Below are 19,248 nucleotides of genomic sequence, written 5' to 3' on the forward strand. Positions count from 1 at the left end.
CCGTCAGCCGATTCTGCATGCTGGTTAAATATCGTCTATTGATCTACCAATCGACACGAACAATCTAGAGAGGGCGGCTTGCGCCCTAAAGCCGTGACCGGCTTCAGCATTTCGAGGCGATTGGCGATGCTGCGACAAATCTCCGAAGACGTTCGCGTCAACCTGAAGGATCGGCTTCGGGAACTGCGCGACGCCATCCGCCAGAGCCGCCACGACAGGGCCGGCGAAACCCCGCGCGATATCATCGACAATCTGCCGCCCTTTCCGGGCCGCAGCCTGCTCGGCCACGCAGCGAGCGCCGTCGACGAGGCGCTGACGATCGCCGAATCCTTCGTTCCGCATTCCCGGCCGCTCAAGGTCGACGGCACGACCGTCAAAAGCCTGCGGGCCTATTTCCCGCAAGGTAACGAAGACCGGCAGATAAGCGGCGAGCGTCAGTTCAGGCGTGACATGTACTATCTGACGCGCGCGGTCCTGGCCGGGCTCGGCATAGAAAACCCCAGGGTGCATGAGGCGAGCTTTTCGGCCGTTCATGCCGCGATGCGCAAGCGCCACGCGGATCTGCTCGCCGCCGCGACGGAACCCGCGGCCTCCACGGATCAGATCGCGGCGGCCTGCTCGGCCCTGCTCGTCGAATGCCTCAACCACCGCCCCATCCAGCTTGGTGAAACCACAACGATCTCTGGCGACAGAGCGTTCGACATCGACTGCCTTGCGCCAGTCGTGCTTGCCTGCGGTCTCGCCACCAAGGGCGAGACGTCCGAGCCGGATATCCTCGAGATCGCGTTGCTGGCGACGGAAGTGCGCGAGGACCGCATCCGGCAGGCCGTCGGCCAGGCCAATGCGGTGCAGGAACTGACGCCGGTTCTCGCCACCCTGCTTGCGCATCTGACGTAACCGTCGCCGCCAGGGCTCCGCTATTGCTCGGCCGCCATGGCCGCGATGGTCTTCTTGGCGCGCTGGATCGAGGCCGGGCTCATGCTGAGTTCGGTCAGCCCCATTTTGATGAAAGCCGGGATCAGATCCGGGCGGCCGGCGGCCTCGCCGCACATGCCGACCATGATGCCGGCGGCGACACCTGCCTTGGCCGTCAGCTCGATCGCCGACATCACCGCCGGATTGGTGACGTCGTTGAGCTTGGCGACCGTCGGGTTGAGACGGTCGGCGGCCATGATGTACTGGGTCAGGTCGTTGGTGCCGATCGAGAAGAACGCCACTTCTTTTGCCAAATCTGGCGCGATCAGCACGGCGGCCGGCGTCTCGATCATCACGCCGAGATCGAAGCCGGCATGCGGCACGCCTTCGGCCTTCAATTCGGCCGCGCATTCCTCGACCAGCGCGCGGGTGCGCGTCACCTCGGAAATCTCCGAAACCATCGGCAGCATCACCTTGATGTTGCCGTGCACGGCGGCCCTGAGAAGCGCTCGCAGCTGGCGCTTGAAGATGTCTGGCCGATCCAGGCACATGCGGATGCCGCGCCAGCCGAGGAAGGGGTTTTCCTCGTCCGGGAACTCGATGCCGGCGATCGGCTTGTCGCCGCCGATGTCGAGCGTGCGCACGATGACCGGATGCGGCGCGAACGCCTTGGCCAGGGCGCTGTAGGTCTCGGCCTGCATGTCTTCCGACGGCAGGTGCATGTGACGCATGAAGAGCAGTTCGGTGCGGAACAGCCCGACGCCCATGGCGCCGGCTTCCTGCGCCGCCTCGATCTCCTCCAGCGAGCCAATATTGGCCGCGACCTCGATCACCGTGCCGTCGGCGCGGGTCGGCGTCACGCTCTTGAACACTTTGAGGCCGGCACGCTCCTGCGCTGCCGCCTCGACGCGCCGGGCGAAATCGGCGCGAGCCGTTTCGTCCGGATCGACGATCACATGCCCGGCATTGCCGTCGATCGCTACATCCCTGGCGGTGCGCAACGCGTTGATTTTGTCGCCGAGGCCCAGCACCGCCGGGATGCCGTGCGAACGCGCAATGATGGCGATGTGAGAGGTCGCGCCGCCATGGCCGCAAACCACGCCGCCGATGCGCTTCAGCGGCGCGCGCGCCAGGTCCCAGGCACCGATGTCGTCTGCAATCAGGATCGCACCTTGCGGGATCGACTCCAGGCTGACCTCGTCCTGGCCAAGCAGCACCAGGCAGATCTGCCGGCCGACGGCGTGAACGTCATCGGCGCGGGCGTTGAGATAGTGGTCGTCGACGGCGCTGAAATCCGCGGCGATGGCGGAAGCCGCGCCGATGACGGCCGACACCGCGTCATCGCCCTCCCTGATCAGTTTTTCGACCTCACCGGTCAGGCTGTCGTCAGAGGCAATGTCGCGCAAGGCCGCGACAATGCCACGGTCGCCGGCCGAGAGATTGTCCTCGGCAAGCGTGCGGTCCATGCGCGCCTGGACCGTTGATACCGCGCGGCGGAACCGTTCGACCTCGCCGTCGATCTCACCGGCTTGCAGGCGCCTGCCCGGGCCTTCGATCTCGGCCGGGAAATGGGCAAAGGCCGGCCCGAAGGCCACGCCCTCGCTGGCGGCGACACCCTGGAGTTTCGGTGTTCCATCCGCCAGCGCGGCGGCAGACGGCGCGAGCTCAGGAGCAGACGCCATGGACGCGGCTTCCGAGCCCGCCTCGCTCTCATTGTCGAGACCGGCACGCGGGTTCTCGAGATAACCGATCAGCGCTTCGACCGCCTCGATGGCGTCGGCGCCATTGGCGCGCACGGTGACTTCCTGGTTCTCCTTGACCGCCAGCAGCATCAGCTTGACCGAGCTCTTGGCGCTGACCGCCTTGCCGTCCTTGACCAGCTCGACGTCGGATTCGAAACCCTTGGCGAGCTTGACGAACCGCGTGGCGGGACGGGCGTGCAAACCTTCATGCACTCTGACGATGGTCGAGCGTTCCATGACTGTACTCTAGCTTTAAGCGCCGGACGGCGCGATCCTATCAGGCGGCGATGGTGATGACGGCGCCCGGCGTAAGCGCCGTCACGAGCGCCCCGGTGTCGATCTCGGACGCGCACAGCTCACCGGGCCGTTCGGCCTCGGTCGCTCCGTTGAAGGAGATCACGACATGGCCCATCTCGCGGACCTTGCTCCAGGCGGTGTCACCGACCGCCGTAATCGTCGCCGAAACCGGTCCGAGCGTGATCGAAGCGCCCTTTTGCGGCGCGTCGTCACTAGGTCCCTGTTCCGTCAGGTGCAGCACGGAGACTTCGGCCAGTTCGGGAGGCGAGCCATCCGCGAACAGGATGACCACGCCGCCCTCGGCGAGGTCCGCCACTTCGGGTCCAATTGCCGTGACCCGTGTCTTGAGAAGAACCGACATATGGCGAACCTCGTTTATCGTTACTGATTTAGAACACGATCAGGGAGACGACCCATGCGATCAGCACGGAGACCGGGCCCATGATCTGGCGGCTGATGAGCACCGCCGGCACGCCGATTTCGATCGTCTTCGGCTTGGCTTCACCGAGCGCCAGACCGACGGGAACGAAGTCGCAACCCACCTGAGTGTTGTAGGCAAACAGCGCCGGCAACGCCATTGCCGGCGAGATGGTGCCGTTGGCGATCTGCGGGCCGATGATGGCGACGCCGATGACCTGCGCGATGACCGCGCCCGGCCCCAGGATGGGCGACAGGAACGGCAGGCCGCAGATCGCCGAGATGATCAGCAGGCCGACAATGTTGTTGGCCAGCGGTCCCATCGGCTGCGCCAGCACGTCGCCGATGCCGGTATAGAGGATGAGGCCGATCAGCATGGTCACGAAGGCCATGAAGGGCAGCACGTTGCGGACGACCTGGTCGATGGTGCGGCGGCCGGAATTGAAGAAGATGCCGACCACACGGCCCATGACGCGGCCGATCGAGCTGATCAGGCCGATAAGCCCGCCTTCGCTCGGCAGCGGCTCGGCCGCCCTGGTTGCTGTGTTGTTGTTGCTCGAACTCATCGATGCTGCTCCCCCCGCAGTGGTGACCGCCTCGGATCCGTCCGCCATTGTGACGTTGGCCGGCTTCACTCCCGAAACGTAGATGTCTTCCGTGATGAACTGGGCGAGCGGACCCGCCTGGCCGACCGGCGTCAGGTTGACGGTCGGGATACGCTTGCGCGGATAGACGCCGCAGCGCGCGGTGCCACCGCAGTCGACGACGACGACCGCCATCTCGCTTTCGATCGGCGGCGCCTTGAAGCCGTCGACGGCCGTCGCGCCGGTCATGTCGGCGATGAGCTGGGCGACCGGATGGATGCCGCCGCCGGTGACGGAGACGACCTTGTCGCGCTGCGGGGTCGGCTCGATGACGAGCGGACCGCCCCAGCCCGTGTTGCCCCGGGAGATCTTTACGGCTTTGTAAGTGTTGGCCATGGTGTCCTCCCGCCCTTAGAGCTCGACGCCCTGGCGGCGCGCCATGATGGCCGTGATGCGCTCGGTCAGGATGCCCTTCAAGAGGATGACGACTAGGCCGACGATGGCGTACCAGATGGCCACCTTGACGTGATAGCCGCTGGCGATGACGCCACGCTTCTCGAGGTCGAGCAGCGCGACGAGCATGCCGCCCCAGACGAAATATTCACCGGGGTTGATATGCGGGAAGAGGCCGAGCGGCGGATGCACGTAGGACACTGCCGCGTCGTAGAAGGCGGGCTTGTGCTTTTCTTCCAGGAACGAACCGAAGGTGTAGGCCATCGGGTTGGTGAGGAAGAACACCGACAGGACCGGCAGCACCGTATAACGGGTCAGCGCGATGCGGCCGGCGCCGCGCGCCAGACCGTGGACGCGCTCTTCGCCGACCAGTTCGGTGACGGCGTAGAAGGCGGTCATCAGCACGACCAGCGTCGGGATGATGCCGGTGACGAAGCCGGCGAACACTTCGCCGCCCTTCTGGAAGATACCGATGAAGTATTTGCCGATCGCGGTAAGCCAGCCGAGCTGCTCTTCCTGCTGCACGTTCTTCAGCTGTTCCTTCAACTGGTCGGCGGTGACCGGCGCGCTGTCGGTCGTCGCCTGCGCCAGGACCACAAGATGATCGGTGGCGTGCTCGACGCCGAGCTTGCCGTGCCAGGCAGCGTCCGAGACCATGGTGCCTGCGACATGCAGGTTGTGCACCGCCAGGTCGGCATGCTGCGCCAATAACGAAATTACAGACATTTCTCCTCCTTATGACCCCTGCCGGTCATTCCCAGCCGGCTGCCGGCGTCGTTTAAGCCCTTGCTACGTTCAAGCCGGACAGGCCCGGCTTCTTCCCCGGCTCCGACCGCGCGCGGTCGATCTGCTCGATCGCCCGTTTCACAGCCTCGGCCACACCGGGTTCCCCCTCCCCCATGATCGCAGGGTTGGACCGGAGTCGATCGAGGGGAATGCCCTCGAATTCTTCATGTCGCTTGAACTTGGTCAGCACCGAGCGGCCGCTCATGACCATCATGCGGCGCACGATGAGGTCGGGCGTCACGACGACGAGCGCGATGGTGCCCTTGGCCAGCCGGCCGCGGAAATTGCCGGCGCCGACGAAGCCGTCCTTGTACTGGTTGGTGACGCCTTTGAAGACGTCCGAATAGTGCCGCATCTGCAGCCAGACGCCGAGCGATTGCAGCGCCCAGACAACAAAAAGCAGAAGCAGCGCCCACTGCCAGATCGCCATTTCGGTTTCCTCCCGAGTCTCTATCTCCGTCGCATATTGAACGGAGGAGAGATGACCCGAAAGTGAGAACATTTGTTTCCTAAGATGTCAACATGTATTATATTAGCCGTCATAGCGCTCCACAGGCGGTTGGCCGATTTCGGCATCGGCGGCGCCTGTGCTAGCCTGTCTTCAAACGGGAAATGAGACATGGACCTGCCCTTCAGGCACGAACTGGCGCTTATGCCGGACCTTCGCCACCGGCTGCGCCAGTTGCGCTGGTTCCGCGCCACGTTCCGCAGCAGCGCGAAGGTGGTGTCGGAGACGTTCGGCGTGCGCTTCGAGATCGACGAGGCCAAGCTGACGCGCGCCTTTCTCGACTGGATCGAGGTGATGGAGGCGCAGAAGCGATTCGCCGACGTGGACCGGGCGGACTTCATCGTCTTCGCCGCCGGGCTGGTGCTGCGCGAGCTGATCCGGCAGGCGCCGGCGCGCGAGATTTCGAGGCTGACCGAAATGGTCGAGACGGAGGCCAATGCCGGCACGGCCGAAATCGTGCGCTTCTGGCCGGAAGGTTTCCTCTATACCAACTACTGCGTGTCGGCGATCTTGGCCGTACACGAGCAGGAATTCGGCACCGCGCCGAGCATCGACAAATGCGCCGACGATTTGCGTATCTGGTGGTCCTATCGCGAGAACGCGACGGAGATGCCCGCCTATGCCGTGGCCTTCCTCGACCGCTTCCTCGGCGCCGAGCCCAACTGGATCACGCCCGACCGCGCCCAGTCGCGCCAGGCCATGCAGCGCGCGCTTGGATCGTCCCCGGTCAGCGAGGCGCTGCGCCAGCTTTGATGCGTTGGGGACCTAGCCGCGATACTATTGAACATCTGACTTTTTATCGATAGCGATGTGCACCATTGATATCGAAGGCGGGAGAGGCGCGTGGCGCGATCCAGACTGATGATCTTCGACTGCGACGGCGTTCTCGTCGACAGCGAGCCGCTGGCCGCGAAGGCTTATGAGCGCGTCTATGAGAGGCACGGCATGCCTGGCGTGCATGGCGGCATTATCGCGCAATGCATCGGCATGAAGCAGTCGGACATCATCGTCAAAATCAAGGAATTGACCGGCCATCAGTTTCCGCCCGCCGCCGCCGGCGACATCTGGGCCGAAACCAAGCTGCTCTTCTCCGAGGAACTGAAGCCGACGCCGGGGATCGCGCCTTTCCTGAGCGGGCTTGCCGGCGACCGCTGCGTCGCCTCGTCATCCTCGGTCGAACGCATCAACCACTCCCTGTCGGTGACGGGACTGTCGCGCTTCTTCGGCGAGGCGATCTTCTCCTCCTCGATGGTGAGGAACGGCAAGCCGGCGCCAGACATTTTCCTCCACGCCGCCGAGAAGATGGGCGCGCAGCCGGCCGATTGCATCGTGGTCGAGGATTCGCCTTTTGGCGTCCAGGGTGCGGTCGCCGCCGGCATGATCGCGATCGGCTATACCGGCGGCGGCCATACCTATCCCGAGCACGGCGCGCGGCTGAAGGCCGCCGGCGCCGATTTCATCTGCGCCGACTGGCATGAGGTCGGCCGGCAATTGGCTGGGCTCGGCGTGCCGGCCTAATTCAACTCTTTGCTGGAGCATGATCTTCTCCGAAAACCGGTTCCCACTTTTCGGGATCATGCTCTAGCGGAGACTGGGGAAGCGACGCCGGGTCCAGTCGCCGGGTGGGACCAGTCCTCCGACACGGAAGTTGAAGGACAGGACCCTTGTCGCATCTCTGTCGACCTCGCAGCGGAAGCTCAGGTCAAACCATTGGGTTGTCGTGCTGAAGGCGGCCTGCGGAGGATTGAGAACATTGCCCTGCTTCAGGGGAATGGTCGGCAGCCATTTCGGCGAGTAATCGGCACTTTGCAATTCCTGGTTCAAAACGTTTGCGCAAAGATTGGCAATCCGCTGATCACGCGGCACGTTTTCCATTGAGCTCGTGGCCAACGCGTTGCCGGTTGCACCCGGCGAGTAAAGCTTTCTGACGCCCGGAAGGCCGGAATAGATCGGCGATCCCGCAGCCGCGCTGTCGGCGGGGTTCGACCTTCCTGGATTGCCGCTTGGCGCTCTCAAAGCTCTTGCGGATTTGAACTTCATCGCCTTCGAAGGTTTAGGCTTTGCCTCTTCGGATGACGATGGAGGCGTTGGCTTCTCACCGGGGTCGGCCGCCAACGGCTCTGGCGCTTCGGCCGCTTGCTTTGCAACGGTTTGCGGCGCGGCCTCCTGGTTGTCCGGCTGCTGTTCACCAGCGTCCACGGTCGCCTGCTTCTCCTCGCTTTGCGCGGGTTTTTCGTCTGGCGCCGGGGTTACAGGCTTCTCATCGGCCTTGCCGGTATCCGCCTGTTGCTCGGGATTCGCAGGTGGGTTCGGCGTAGGCTTCTGTGCGACCGGCGGCTTCGCAGGTTCATCCAGGGCTGGCGACGGGGCGTTGGCTGGAGCGCTGCCTCCGTTAAGGGCTTTCTCCGGGCCGGTATCCTTCTCGCCATACTGGAAAACGCGCTTCAGAACCGGGACGTCCTGCGGTTTCGGTGGCTGCGGGGGCGGCGGCTTTTGCACGGGCTGTTCAGGTGGCTTTTCGACCTTCTGTTCAGGTTTCGGCGCCGGCGGCTTTGGAGCGGGCTTTGGCTTCGGCTGCTCGGGTGGTGGCACGATCGCGACGTTGACTGGTTGATCCTGCTGATCCGGCTGCTGCTGGGGTCTCGGAAGGCCAAAGAACAGGAACGCCGCGATCAGGACATGCAGGAACAGCGATGCGGCCAGAGCCCATCGCCAATTCCGAAACCATTCCCGCATCTTGCCGTTCATGCTGCCCGATGTGGAACGAAATAGCGGCGGCTTCAAGCATGGGGATCAGGTCAGCGCGGTCCACTTGCCTGACAAGTCGGTGATCTGGAAGCCGGTGCCTGTGCGATTGAGGCCGATTCAGGCCGGCTCGGAATTGCTTTAGACCAGCATGCCCATCGGGTTTTCTATCATGCGCTTGAAGGCGCCGAGCAGTTCCGCGCCAAGCGCGCCATCGACGGCGCGGTGATCGGTCGAGAGCGTCACCGACATCACGTTGGCGATTTTGATCTCGCCGTTCTTCACCACCGCCCGCTGCTCGCCGGCGCCGATCGCAAGGATCGTCGCATGCGGCGGGTTGATGACGGCGGCAAAGTCCTTGATGCCGAACATGCCGAGATTGGACACCGCCGTCGTGCCGCCCTGGTACTCTTCCGGCTTCAGCTTGCGGCTGCGGGCGCGGCTCGCCAGATCCTTCATCTCGTTGGAGATGGTCGACAGCGTCTTTTCATCGGCATGGCGGATGATCGGCGTGATCAGACCGCCGGGGATCGACACGGCGACGCCGACATCGGCGTGCTTGTGCTTGACCATCGCGCTGTCGGTCCACGAAGCGTTGGCATCCGGCACCGCCATCAGCGCCACGGCAAAAGCCTTGATCACCATGTCGTTGACCGAGAGCTTGTAGGCCGGCACTTCGCCCTTGTCGGTCTTCTTCACCGGCGCGGCGGCATTCAACTGCGTGCGCAAGGCCAGCAGCGCATCGAGCTCGCAATCCAGCGTCAAATAGAAATGCGGGATGGTGGACTTCGCCTCGACCAGGCGGCGCGCGATGGTCTTGCGCATGTTGTCATGCGGCACGAGTTCGTAGGAGCCTTCGGCAAACAGTTTTAGCACCTGGTCGTCCGACATCGGCTTGGGGGCCGCTGGAGCTGGCGGGGCTTCAGCTGGCACTGGCGATGCCATATCGGCAGTCGGCTGCTCAAGTGTAGGGGAGCCTTTTGCGGTGACCGCAGCCTCGACGTCAGCGCGTACAACGCGACCGCGAGGGCCGCTGCCCACTATCGCCGAGAGGTCTAGATTTGCCTCACGGGCCAAACGTCGAGCCAAAGGCGTAGCTCGGGCAGGTCCCGGAGATCGGCTGATCTCTCCCCTTGGGGGGGAGATGCCCGGCAGGGCAGGCGTGACAGACTGAAACGTCGGAGGGACAGCGCCCCCCTCTGTCGGCTTCGCCGACATCTCCCCCACTTGGGGGGAGATTGGAGCTTTGTTCTGCGCCGTCTCAGCCGCATAAACCTCGTCGTCGGCATAGATCCACGCAACGGGCTCACCGACGGGAATGTCGACGCGCTCCCTGCCGGTGACGTTGCGCAGCGTGCCGCTGGCCGGCGCATCGATCTCCATCGCCGCCTTGTCGGTCTCGATCTCGAAGAGCACGTCGCCCTTCTTGACGCGGGCGCCCTCCCCGGCGAACCAGCGCGAGATCTGGCCGGTCGCCATGTCCATGTCGACCTTGGGAAGAATGACTTCGGTCGGCATCGCTCAGCGGACCCCTTTCACGAGGTCGCGGGCGGCGGCGATGATGCCGGGAACCTGCGGCACCGTCGCCTTCTCCAGGTCCGGATTGTAAGGGATCGGCGTCTCGGCGCCGCCGAGGCGCACGATCGGCGCATCGAGATAATCGAACGCCTCGCTCTCGGCGACCATGGCGCTCACCTCGGCGCCGATGCCGAGCGTCTTCACCGCTTCGTAGACGCAGAGCAGGCGCGAGGTCTTTTTCACGCTGTCGATGACGGTCTGCCGGTCGATCGGCCGGATCGTTCGCAGATCGACCACTTCGATGTCGATGCCCTCGCCTTCCAGCGCGGCCGCCGCGTCGAGCGCCTTCTGCACCATGATCGAGGTCGCGACGATGGTGAGGTCGCGGCCCTCGCGGCGGATCTCGGCCTTGCCGATCGGCACGGTGTAATGGCCTTCCGGCACATGGCCCTTCATCTTGTAGAGTAGCTTGTGCTCGAAGATCATGACCGGGTCCGGGTCGGCGACCGCGGCAAGCAGCATGCCTTTTGCATCATGCGGCGTCGCCGGCTGGATGACCTTCAGGCCGGGCACATGGCCGAGCCAGGCCTCGAGACTCTGGCTGTGCTGCGCGGCGGCACCCGTGCCGGAACCGGCCGGAAAGCGCATCACCAGCGGCACCGAAACCTCGCCGCCCAGCATGAAGCGCATCTTGGCCGCCTGGTTGACGATCTGCTCCATGCCGAGCGTGGCGAAATCCGAGAACTGGAACTCGAAGATCGGCCGCATGCCGGTGACGGCCGCGCCCACCGCGACGCCCGCGCCACCCAGTTCCGAGATCGGCGTGTCGATGACCCGGTCGGCGCCGTAGCGCTCGACCAGATCGCCGGTGACCTGAAAGGCACCGCCATAGACGCCGATATCCTCGCCCATCAGGAAGACGCGCTCGTCCATGTCCATGGCGATCGCCATGGCTTCCTGGATCGCCTGGGCGTAGCTCAGTTCACGCACGGCGGCATCCATCACGCATGCTCCGTGTAGACATAGTTCTCGAGGGTGGCGATCTCTGGCGCCGGGCTCGCCTTGGCGAACTCGATGCCGTCTGCAATCTCGCGAGCGACCGCGTCCCGGATCGCCTCGATGCCCTTGTCGTCGATGAAGCCGAAGTCGCGCAGCTCGTTCTCGAACAGCGTGATCGGATCGCGGTTCGCCATCCAGTCCTCGATCTCTTCCTTGGTGCGGTAGCGGTTGCGATCGCTCTTGGAATGACCGCGATGGCGGTAGGTCTTGGATTCGATCAGCGTCGGCCCCTCGCCCGCGCGCGCCCGCTCGACGGCCTTGAAGGACGCCTCGGCAACCTCGGAGAAGATGTTGCCGTTGACGATGACGCCAGGCATCGAATAGGCGGCAGCGCGCTCGGCGATGTTCTTCACCGCGGTCGAACGCGCCGTCGAGGTCGACATGCCGTAACCGTTGTTCTCGCAGACGAAGATCACCGGCAGTTTCCAGACCGCCGCCATGTTGAGCGCCTCGTGGAAGGCTCCCTCATTGTTGGCTCCGTCGCCGAAGAAGGAGACCACGACCTTGCCGGTCTTCATCATCTTGGACGAAAGCGCGGCACCCACCGCGATCGGAATGCCGCCGGCGACGATGCCGTTGGCGCCGAGATTGCCCTTGGCGACATCGGCGATGTGCATTGAGCCGCCGCGACCCTTGCAGTAGCCGGTGGTCTTGCCGAAGAACTCGGCGAACATGCGGCTGACTTCCGCGCCTTTGGCGATGCAATGGCCATGGCCGCGATGCGTCGAGGTGATCTGGTCATCCTCGGCGAGCGGCATGCAGATGCCCATGGCGCTCGCTTCCTGGCCGATCGACAGATGCATCGTGCCGTGGATGAGGCCGCGCGTGTAGCACTCTTCCGCACCCTCTTCGAAGCGGCGGATCAGGTACATCTTGTGCAGCACTTGTCTGAGCTGCTCCGGGCTGTACTGGCGGTAGACGAAAGGCAGGTTGGCGCGGCTATCGATGACGGCTTTGCGGGCTCCGGTCATGATCACGCCTCCACGGTTCCGTAGACGAGCTTGTCCTGGCGGGCGCGCAGCTCGGCGATCTTCGAGCCCGGCGCGGGCGCCGCATTGGCATAGGTGATGAGCTCGCCCTTCTTGATCGGCTGGGTGACCGAGCCGCCCTGCAGCAGGCCGCAGGGAATGGCCCTTGCCGCATGCGCTTCCGGCGCCGTCATGATCCAGGCGCGGTAGCAATACTCGCCGATGGCATCGAGCTTGTCGCCGGGCTTCATGTCCTTCTTGGCGACGGCGCAGACCTCGGCCACGGGCTTGGCCAAAGGCACCATGTCGGCCTTGCCGTAAAGCACGACGCGCGCGCAGGTGAGCGGCACTTCAAGCGAGGTCAGGTGATAGGGGCGATGGAAGGTGAAGTAAGGGCCCTTGCCCATCTTCAAGTCTTCCATGCGTTCCGAAATGCGCGGATGCGACATGTCGGCGACGACGAAGACGCCGGGCGCCACACCTTTGCCGATCGAATAGTCGACGACGCCGACCTTCGACAGCACGCCGCCGTCCTTCTCAGGCACCAGCACCTTCGACAATTCACCGAGCGTCGCGGCGGGGCCATGCATGCCCGGCTTGTCCGGAACCAGCCCGGTCGCGTTGGCGATCGCCGCCATCTCGACCATGGTCTTCGAGCCGTCGACGAATTCGACCAGCATGCGCACATTCATGTGCCGGCGCTTCGCCTCCTCCTCATAGTCGGGCGGCGTGGCGTCGATGTTGAGCGGGTTGTTCTTGCCCTTGCCGGCGGCGACGATCGGGTGGCCCATGGCGGAGACGAACTCGATCAGTTCCATGCAGGAAGACGGCTCGTCGCCGGCGCCTAGCGAATAGGTGACGCCGAGACGGTCGGCTTCGGCCTTGAGGTAGGCGCCGATGGTGACGTCGGCCTCGACATTCATCATCACAAGGTGCTTGCCATGCTCCATGGCGCGCAGGCCGATCTCGGCGCCGACCGCCGGAACGCCGGTCGCGTCGATGACGACGTCGATCAGGTCATTGCCGATGACAAGACTGGAATCGTTGGTGACGGCGATCTTGCCGGCCTCCATGGCAGCGGTCATTGCCGACACGTTCGACACTTCCCGCGCGTGTCCGGCTTCCTGGAACGCGATGTCGACCGCCTTGCTGGCCGCCGGCAGATTCAATTCGGAAATCGCGCCGATCTCGATGCCGGACATATGCGCGACGCGGGTAACGATGTCGGTTCCCATCTCGCCGGAGCCGATCAGGCCGATGCGGATGGGCTTGCCGGACTTGGCGCGTTCCTCGAGGTCACGGGCAAGGCCCGTCAACGAAATATTGGAAGCCATGCCGCTTATTCCTCCCACATCGCATGCTGTTCGATTGCTTGACGGGTAGTGAACATATGTATTTCTGTCAAGACTAATGTCCAATTCTTTGGCTGTTGGCCGACGCTTTTCGAATTGGCCCACGCGCGATGAGTAGAGGGGTGCGGGACAGCGGTCATGCCAGCACTGAAACCAAATCGGAGCGTGCGCTCGCAGCCGAATGCCGGCAACGCCGCGCGGCGGCCTTCGCGAGCCGTGCGGGATATCTAGGCGACCATCGTTACTGGCAGACGTCGACCCATACCGCGCCGACCAGATCGGCCATACGCCGCGGCGTGATGCGCACCGCGGCATTGGTGGCGCCAGCCGCGGGGACGACCTCGTCGAAAGGCTCGAGCGAGAGATCGCAATAGATGGGCAGCGGTGCCGGCAGGCCGAACGGGCAGACGCCGCCTGGCGGATGGCTGGTCGCCGCCAGCACCTCCTCTGCACTAAGCATGCGCGGCTTGCCGCCCATCCTGTCCTTGAATTTCCGGTTGTCGAGCCTGGCGATGCCGCTGGTCACGACCAGCATGGTCTCGTCGCCGACGCGCAGGCAGATCGTCTTGGCGATCTGCGCCGGCGTCACGCCATGGGCCTCGGCCGCCAGCGCGACAGTGGCCGAGCTCGCTTCGGTGACGATGACCCCCACGTCCGGCGCGTGCTCGGCAAAAAAGGCGCGAACCGATTCCAAGCTCATGGCGAACTCCTCGTCAGATTTGTCGAACAGCGGCGATCCGGCGAATCGCATGGGGCAACCGCCAATGGCAAGAGCCAGCGCCTCTCCTTTGCAGGCGCTAAAAAGCCCGCCGGGGCAAAACCGCGGCGGGCTCTCGAATGGATGCTTTCGTGCCTCTATTGCTGCGTGGGCCGATTCTCGGCGGCCGGCACTCTGATCAATTCCTCTTCCGGCATCTGCAATGCCGAGGCAATGCGCCGGAGCTTGGCGGGATCGGCGTCCTTGCCGTCCTCGATGTCGACGATCTCGCCCACGGCCAGGCCGCAGGTCAAAGAGAGTTCCTCGATCGTATATCCCCTCGTTTCGCGAGCGGCTTTCAGTGGATTAAGGCCGGACGCGGCAATGATGTCGTTGGAAACGGCGTTCCGTGCGGTGTTGGGCATGGCAACTCCTTTGGATGAAACAGGGTCTGATGAAATGTGGCGTTGCCTGAGACGGGCGGGAGAATGCTCGTTAACAAATGATTTGCCAAGAGCTTCGGCCGTCACGCCATCGTGAAGCGGCATTTTCGGCCGGTATCGCAGGCCTCGTACATGTAAGGTCGCGCGGCGCTCAATCAAGTTCTTCTGAAGCTCCGCGACCGGATTCGTCGGCATTTTCGACGCCGCGATTCGTTGGCAAGCCGTCACCGCCAGCCGACAGACGGCGCGCCGGACATTTCGAGGAAGGATCTAAAGCCATGAAATTGAAATCGTTCGTAATTGGCACAATCTCAAGCGTCGTCGGTGCGACGGGAGCGGGGGCGGCGGATGCCGCTCGTGTTCGAGGCACTGTCGTCAGCGTTGCCGGATCGACGCTTACAGTGAAGGACCGCAACGGCAAAACCGATGCGATCACGCTTGCCGCCGGCTGGAAGATTTCGGGTGTCGCCAAGGCATCGGCGGCCGATATCAAACAGGGCGATTTTCTCGGCATCGCCTCGGCTTCCAAGGCCGATGGCGGAAGCGGCGCCCTGGAAGTCGTGATCTTCCCGGCGGCGCTGAAGGGCACCGGAGAAGGCGACCGCGACTGGGATCTACAGCCCAACAGCCGCATGACCAACGGCACCGTGGCCGACGTCACCGAAATCCAGGGCCGCACAGTCACGCTCACCTATGACAACGGCCAGAAAAAGCAGATCGCGATCCCGCAGACGACGCCGATCGTGACGTTCGCCGCCGCCACGCCGGCGGATCTCGCGCCGGGCGTCGCGGTGTTCGTCAACGCCGAGCGCGGCAGCGACGGGAAGCTAACCGGGAACCGGATAGTCGTTGGGAATCACGGCATCGCGCCGCCCATGTGATGCCAGGCGGCCGCATCCCAAACCGCGATCTTCGCCTGTCTGGGCGGGCAGGCGATGCAACCGGAATCCTCGGAAACAATCCAGAAACAAAAATCTACATTTGGGAAAAATTGTCGAAAAAAACCAGGCGGATAGTCCTTGTTGCGAGGCTTGGGTCACGGATTTGATCCGGGGATCCCGGAACGCCCGCGTAACAAGGAAACGAGTCATGAAGAAGTCCCTTCTCTCAGCGCTCGGGCTGGCTCTGGCCCTGGCGTTCACCATGCCGATCCTGGGCACCACCAGCGCTGATGCGGCTTCGATGAAGATGCATCATCATCATCATCATCACCACTGGCACCATCGTTGGCATCATCATCACCATCACCATCACCATCATCACCACCACAACAAGATGGCTCCGAAGAAGTACTGACCTTTCGCTTTTTACCGATGGGCAGGCCTTCGCTTGTTGCGCGGTCCGGCCTTCCCATCGGAATTTTCCTGCCTGAGCATCCGGTGATGCCCCACTACACTCAGGAATGTGTTTTATACGGATCAGCGCCGACCTTCCGGCCAGACACCGCCTGGTGCTGACCGCCGCCCGAACCCTCCTCTCCCTTCGCCATCCTTTTCTCGTTGTTCGCTTTGCCAGAAGGTTGGGCTATGCGCCGAACCCGGCCGCCCCGACGCGCCATGACGAGTCGATGCTGTGGCGGAAGATTGGCGACCACAATCCGCTGTTCGTGACGCTGACCGACAAGCTGGCGGCAAAGGCTTGCCCTCAATCGCCGAACGGCTTTGGCGGCTCGAAGACTCGGCCTATCTCAGGCGACGGCATCGCGGCGTGAGCCGTCTCTATGCCGAGGCGTTGCGCGCCAGATGCGGTACGCAGCACTAACGAAATCCACACCTGGGATTTTCCAGTGCAACGGGCCGCAGTGTCCCAAATGAAAAAAATCGCGCGGCATATGAACCTTCCCCTTGGCAAGGACACTAACGGGACATGGGCGCCACCAAGGCGCTCCTCAATCCAACGGGACGCCAGAAGGCGATCCCAACAACCAATGGAAGGAAATGCTCGAATGACCACTTTCAAGCGCATCACCCTCGCCGCAGCTCTCGTCGTCTCGGCTTTCGGCTCGGTCTCGGCCCCGGCTTTCGCCGGCACGCATCCGACCGGCGACGGCGGCGCCGTCTGTAAGGGCCATGGCTCGTGCCTGGTGCTGGAACTCGATTGCAAAGGCACCTATACCGACGCCACCGACAAGAACGGCACCGTCTACGGCAAGTGCAACCAGGTCATGAAGGTCGATCCGAAGACCCGGCTTAAGCTCGCGAACTGATCGCGCCCAGCCGCATGGCACGGAAATGGCGGCCGTCGAGGACGGCCGCCATTTCTGTTTCATGGCTCGTTGAAAAGATCAGCGCCGGCTGATGAGCAGGCCGGCAAGCAGTCCGACCACGACCAGCCCGACAGCAGCAGCCGTTGCCGGATGATCGCGCGCCGTTCGCTCGAGCGCCCTGCCCCTGCGCCTGATCGCCGGCAGCGTCTCATGCAGGCGATCGGCGAGCTGCGAATAATAGTCGGACGCCACCTCGCGGCCGTCTTCGTAGTAGGCGTCGCCGCGCCTGGCCAAGACCTTCTTGAGATCGTTCAGTTGCCGCGAGAGCGCAGCGACCTGCCTGTCGAGATCAAGGTCGGAGAGGGTCGAAAACGATGCCATGCTTTATGTCCTTCTCTTGGAGAAGGCCTAACGCATGGATGGAGCGCCAGTTCCGGCGAGCTGACGGAGCAGCGGCGGGCCAAATAGATGGCGGCCGTTCAACGAACCTGGTCGAGCAGGCGCTTGCATTCCAGGAGGTCGAACAACGCCTCCTGCAGCAAGGCACGGTTGTCGCGCGACAATTTCGAAGCGTCAGGTTGAACCGGACCTTCGTCGTCGCTCTTGCCGAGGCCGAAGAAACGGCGGCTGGGCTTCACCTTCGGCTGGCCGACGAGCGCGTCCTCGTCGCCGCGCGGTTGCGCGGCCGTCGTCAGCGGCACCTGTTCGGCCTGGCGGCGCTGGGCGATCGCCTCCACCGCGGCCATGTCGCCATTGCCGATGGCGACCAGGAAATGGTTGCCGTTCTCGCGCAGCAGCTTCTGCACGCCTTTGATCGTATAGCCCTGATCGTAGAGCATATGCCGGATGCCCTTGATCAGCTCGACGTCCTGCGGCCGGTAGTAGCGGCGGCCGCCGCCACGCTTCATCGGCTTGATCTGAGTGAAGCGCGTCTCCCAGAAACGCAGCACGTGCTGCGGCAGATCAAGATCTTCCGCGACTTCGCTGATGGTGCGGAAAGCATCGGGACTCTTGTCCATGGCCAATCCTCCACACTGGACCACGACCCGGCGTATGATGCCGAATCGGCCCTTATTTCAGCGGTTTATAAAACGATATTCAAGCCCGGCGTCAAAACAACCTGCGGTTTTCAACCGCATTCGCCAGCAAACTACTTGCCGCCCTTGCCCTTGCTGTTCTGGTGCGAACGCAGGATCCGGCTCTTGAGCACGTTCGACGATTTGAACGTCATCACCCGGCGCGGCAGGATCGGCACTTCCTCACCGGTCTTGGGATTGCGGCCGATGCGCTCGTTCTTGGAGCGGACATGGAAGGTGGCGAAGGACGACAGCTTGACCGTCTCGCCGCGAACGATGGCTTCGCAGATCTCGTCCAGGACAGCCTCGACGAGCTCCGCCGATTCAGTTCGCGACAACCCAACCTTCCGATAAACGGCTTCAGCAAGGTCGGCACGCGTAAGTGTCTTTCCCCCCATGCGACCGTCCCATCCGCGAGCAAAAAAACGTAAATCGATACAGGTAAAGGCAGAGCCTAAGTAATTGATCCGTCAAGGTCAAGAACCGAACCGGCGCGTTCGGCACTTACCAGCGAAGCAACACCGCGCCCCAGGTGAAACCCCCACCCATCGCCTCGAGAAGCACCAGGTCGCCCTTCTTGATGCGACCGTCGGCGACGGCCACCGAGAGAGCCAGCGGCACCGAGGCAGCCGAGGTGTTACCGTGTAAATCGACGGTGACCACCACTTTCTGCTCGGCAATCCCGAGCTTCTTGGCGGAAGCGTCAATAATCCGTTTATTGGCCTGATGCGGCACGAACCAGTCGAGGTCCTCAGCCGTTATGCCCGCATCGCCGAAGGTCGCCTCGATGACGTCGGTGATCATGCCGACGGCATGCTTGAACACCTCGCGGCCTTCCATCCTGAGATGGCCGACGGTTCCCGTGGTCGAAGGGCCGCCGTCGACGAAGAGCTTGTCCTTGTGCACGCCGTCGGATCGCAGGCTGGCCGCCAGCACGCCGCGATCGGCAATGGCGCCTACTCCTTCCTCCGCTTCGAGAACCAGCGCGCCGGCGCCGTCGCCGAACAGCACGCAAGTCGAGCGGTCGTTCCAGTCGAGGATGCGCGAGAATGTTTCCGAGCCGATCACCAGGACGCGCCTGACCAACCCGCCACGAATGTAAAGATCGGCGGTGGCGACGGCATAGACGAAGCCCGAACACACGGCCTGCATGTCGAAGGCAAAGCCGTGATGCATGCCGAGCCGGTTCTGGATCTCGACCGCGGTCGCCGGGAAGGTGTTGTTGGGCGTCGACGTCGCCAGGATGATGAGATCGACGTCGGCCGGCGTCATGCCGGCGCTGTCGAGCGCGGCGCGCGCCGCCGCCTCGCCCAGCGAGGCCGTCGTCTCGTCGTCTGCCGCGACGTGGCGCTGGCGAATGCCGGTGCGCTGGACGATCCACTCGTCGGACGTCTCGACCATGCCTTCGAAATCGGCATTCTTCATGATGCGGCGGGGCAGCGCGGCACCGTTGCCGCGCACGACTGATCTGATCAAAGCTCT

The 19,248-nt window shown here is 63.6% G+C and carries 24 protein-coding genes; 8 read left to right on the forward strand and 16 right to left on the reverse strand.

Annotated elements, in window-relative coordinates; genetic code table 11:
* The first annotated feature begins 126 nt into the window (after nucleotides 1-126).
* A complete protein-coding gene (locus DPM33_RS23085) occupies nucleotides 127-897 on the forward strand; it encodes a hypothetical protein (RefSeq protein WP_112099710.1) in 771 nt (256 codons plus the stop codon).
* Between the two features lie 20 nt (nucleotides 898-917).
* Here DPM33_RS23085 and ptsP read toward each other — a convergent pair whose 3' ends face one another.
* From ptsP to DPM33_RS23110, 5 genes are read right to left on the reverse strand one after another with little or no spacing between them, the layout of a single operon-like run.
* On the reverse strand, nucleotides 918-2,894 hold the full coding sequence (ptsP, locus tag DPM33_RS23090; RefSeq protein WP_112099711.1) for a phosphoenolpyruvate--protein phosphotransferase: 1,977 nt from the start codon (nucleotides 2,892-2,894) through the stop codon (nucleotides 918-920).
* 40 nt (nucleotides 2,895-2,934) lie between these two features.
* The gene (locus tag DPM33_RS23095; protein WP_112099712.1) at nucleotides 2,935-3,315 is read right to left on the reverse strand and encodes a PTS glucitol/sorbitol transporter subunit IIA; all 381 of its coding nucleotides are present in this window, start codon (nucleotides 3,313-3,315) and stop codon (nucleotides 2,935-2,937) included.
* Nucleotides 3,316-3,343: 28 nt separating this feature from the next.
* The gene (srlE, locus tag DPM33_RS23100) at nucleotides 3,344-4,351 is read right to left on the reverse strand and encodes a PTS glucitol/sorbitol transporter subunit IIB (protein WP_112099713.1); all 1,008 of its coding nucleotides are present in this window, start codon (nucleotides 4,349-4,351) and stop codon (nucleotides 3,344-3,346) included.
* 15 nt (nucleotides 4,352-4,366) lie between these two features.
* Nucleotides 4,367-5,134, reverse strand: a complete 768-nt coding sequence (gene srlA / locus DPM33_RS23105; protein ID WP_112099714.1) for a PTS glucitol/sorbitol transporter subunit IIC — start codon at nucleotides 5,132-5,134, stop codon at nucleotides 4,367-4,369.
* A 52-nt stretch (nucleotides 5,135-5,186) separates the two neighbouring features.
* On the reverse strand, nucleotides 5,187-5,624 hold the full coding sequence (locus DPM33_RS23110; RefSeq protein ID WP_112099715.1) for a transcriptional regulator GutM: 438 nt from the start codon (nucleotides 5,622-5,624) through the stop codon (nucleotides 5,187-5,189).
* A 189-nt stretch (nucleotides 5,625-5,813) separates the two neighbouring features.
* Here DPM33_RS23110 and DPM33_RS23115 point away from each other — a divergent pair, with 189 nt between their 5' ends.
* On the forward strand, nucleotides 5,814-6,455 hold the full coding sequence (locus tag DPM33_RS23115) for a hypothetical protein (protein WP_112099716.1): 642 nt from the start codon (nucleotides 5,814-5,816) through the stop codon (nucleotides 6,453-6,455).
* 90 nt (nucleotides 6,456-6,545) lie between these two features.
* Complete coding sequence (locus DPM33_RS23120) at nucleotides 6,546-7,220, forward strand: HAD family hydrolase (RefSeq protein ID WP_112099717.1); 675 nt, start codon at nucleotides 6,546-6,548, stop codon at nucleotides 7,218-7,220.
* 63 nt (nucleotides 7,221-7,283) lie between these two features.
* Here DPM33_RS23120 and DPM33_RS23125 read toward each other — a convergent pair whose 3' ends face one another.
* Nucleotides 7,284-8,450: a DUF930 domain-containing protein gene (locus DPM33_RS23125; protein WP_112099718.1), complete on the reverse strand. Its 1,167-nt coding sequence runs from the start codon at nucleotides 8,448-8,450 to the stop codon at nucleotides 7,284-7,286.
* Here DPM33_RS23125 and DPM33_RS36365 point away from each other — a divergent pair.
* Nucleotides 8,440-8,592: a hypothetical protein gene (locus DPM33_RS36365; protein ID WP_167449186.1), complete on the forward strand. Its 153-nt coding sequence runs from the start codon at nucleotides 8,440-8,442 to the stop codon at nucleotides 8,590-8,592. The genes DPM33_RS23125 and DPM33_RS36365 overlap by 11 nt on opposite strands.
* On the opposite strand, the gene DPM33_RS23130 is transcribed toward DPM33_RS36365, so the two are convergent.
* The 6 genes from DPM33_RS23130 to DPM33_RS23155 all read right to left on the reverse strand — a co-directional run bounded on the left by DPM33_RS23130 (nucleotide 8,589) and on the right by DPM33_RS23155 (nucleotide 14,466).
* Complete coding sequence (locus DPM33_RS23130) at nucleotides 8,589-9,965, reverse strand: pyruvate dehydrogenase complex dihydrolipoamide acetyltransferase (RefSeq protein WP_112099719.1); 1,377 nt, start codon at nucleotides 9,963-9,965, stop codon at nucleotides 8,589-8,591. The genes DPM33_RS36365 and DPM33_RS23130 overlap by 4 nt on opposite strands.
* A 3-nt stretch (nucleotides 9,966-9,968) precedes the next feature.
* A complete protein-coding gene (locus DPM33_RS23135) occupies nucleotides 9,969-10,967 on the reverse strand; it encodes an alpha-ketoacid dehydrogenase subunit beta (RefSeq protein ID WP_112099720.1) in 999 nt (332 codons plus the stop codon).
* The gene (locus DPM33_RS23140) at nucleotides 10,967-11,995 is read right to left on the reverse strand and encodes a thiamine pyrophosphate-dependent dehydrogenase E1 component subunit alpha (protein WP_112099721.1); all 1,029 of its coding nucleotides are present in this window, start codon (nucleotides 11,993-11,995) and stop codon (nucleotides 10,967-10,969) included. Before DPM33_RS23140 ends, DPM33_RS23135 begins: the two co-directional genes overlap by 1 nt.
* A 2-nt stretch (nucleotides 11,996-11,997) precedes the next feature.
* On the reverse strand, nucleotides 11,998-13,326 hold the full coding sequence (locus DPM33_RS23145; RefSeq protein WP_112099722.1) for an NAD(P)H-dependent oxidoreductase: 1,329 nt from the start codon (nucleotides 13,324-13,326) through the stop codon (nucleotides 11,998-12,000).
* A 259-nt stretch (nucleotides 13,327-13,585) separates the two neighbouring features.
* Entirely contained in the window at nucleotides 13,586-14,044 is a 459-nt protein-coding gene (locus tag DPM33_RS23150; protein ID WP_112099846.1) for a YbaK/EbsC family protein, read from the reverse strand.
* Nucleotides 14,045-14,199: 155 nt separating this feature from the next.
* On the reverse strand, nucleotides 14,200-14,466 hold the full coding sequence (locus DPM33_RS23155; RefSeq protein ID WP_112099723.1) for a helix-turn-helix domain-containing protein: 267 nt from the start codon (nucleotides 14,464-14,466) through the stop codon (nucleotides 14,200-14,202).
* 296 nt (nucleotides 14,467-14,762) lie between these two features.
* Here DPM33_RS23155 and DPM33_RS23160 point away from each other — a divergent pair, with 296 nt between their 5' ends.
* The 4 genes from DPM33_RS23160 (at nucleotide 14,763) to DPM33_RS23175 (ending at nucleotide 16,690) form a co-directional block, all read left to right on the forward strand.
* The gene (locus DPM33_RS23160; protein ID WP_112099724.1) at nucleotides 14,763-15,365 is read left to right on the forward strand and encodes a hypothetical protein; all 603 of its coding nucleotides are present in this window, start codon (nucleotides 14,763-14,765) and stop codon (nucleotides 15,363-15,365) included.
* Nucleotides 15,366-15,573: 208 nt separating this feature from the next.
* Nucleotides 15,574-15,780: a hypothetical protein gene (locus tag DPM33_RS23165; RefSeq protein WP_112099725.1), complete on the forward strand. Its 207-nt coding sequence runs from the start codon at nucleotides 15,574-15,576 to the stop codon at nucleotides 15,778-15,780.
* A gap of 154 nt (nucleotides 15,781-15,934) precedes the next feature.
* Nucleotides 15,935-16,195: a hypothetical protein gene (locus DPM33_RS23170; RefSeq protein ID WP_146770309.1), complete on the forward strand. Its 261-nt coding sequence runs from the start codon at nucleotides 15,935-15,937 to the stop codon at nucleotides 16,193-16,195.
* 234 nt (nucleotides 16,196-16,429) lie between these two features.
* Nucleotides 16,430-16,690 carry a hypothetical protein gene (locus DPM33_RS23175; RefSeq protein WP_112099727.1) on the forward strand — a complete coding sequence of 87 codons (261 nt, stop codon included), beginning with the start codon at nucleotides 16,430-16,432 and terminating at the stop codon, nucleotides 16,688-16,690.
* Nucleotides 16,691-16,768: 78 nt separating this feature from the next.
* On the opposite strand, the gene DPM33_RS23180 is transcribed toward DPM33_RS23175, so the two are convergent.
* From DPM33_RS23180 to DPM33_RS23195, 4 genes are all read right to left on the reverse strand, one after another.
* Nucleotides 16,769-17,071, reverse strand: a complete 303-nt coding sequence (locus DPM33_RS23180; RefSeq protein WP_112099728.1) for an ElaB/YgaM/YqjD family protein — start codon at nucleotides 17,069-17,071, stop codon at nucleotides 16,769-16,771.
* A 98-nt stretch (nucleotides 17,072-17,169) separates the two neighbouring features.
* Entirely contained in the window at nucleotides 17,170-17,709 is a 540-nt protein-coding gene (locus tag DPM33_RS23185) for a MerR family transcriptional regulator (RefSeq protein WP_112099729.1), read from the reverse strand.
* Nucleotides 17,710-17,840: 131 nt separating this feature from the next.
* Nucleotides 17,841-18,164, reverse strand: a complete 324-nt coding sequence (locus DPM33_RS23190) for an integration host factor subunit alpha (RefSeq protein WP_023815657.1) — start codon at nucleotides 18,162-18,164, stop codon at nucleotides 17,841-17,843.
* Nucleotides 18,165-18,270: 106 nt separating this feature from the next.
* Nucleotides 18,271-19,242, reverse strand: coding sequence for a beta-ketoacyl-ACP synthase III (locus DPM33_RS23195; RefSeq protein WP_112099730.1), 972 nt, complete (start codon nucleotides 19,240-19,242; stop codon nucleotides 18,271-18,273).
* Nucleotides 19,243-19,248 lie beyond the last annotated feature (6 nt).

Source organism: Mesorhizobium hawassense, from assembly GCF_003289945.1.
GTDB classification, from domain to species: domain Bacteria; phylum Pseudomonadota; class Alphaproteobacteria; order Rhizobiales; family Rhizobiaceae; genus Mesorhizobium; species Mesorhizobium hawassense.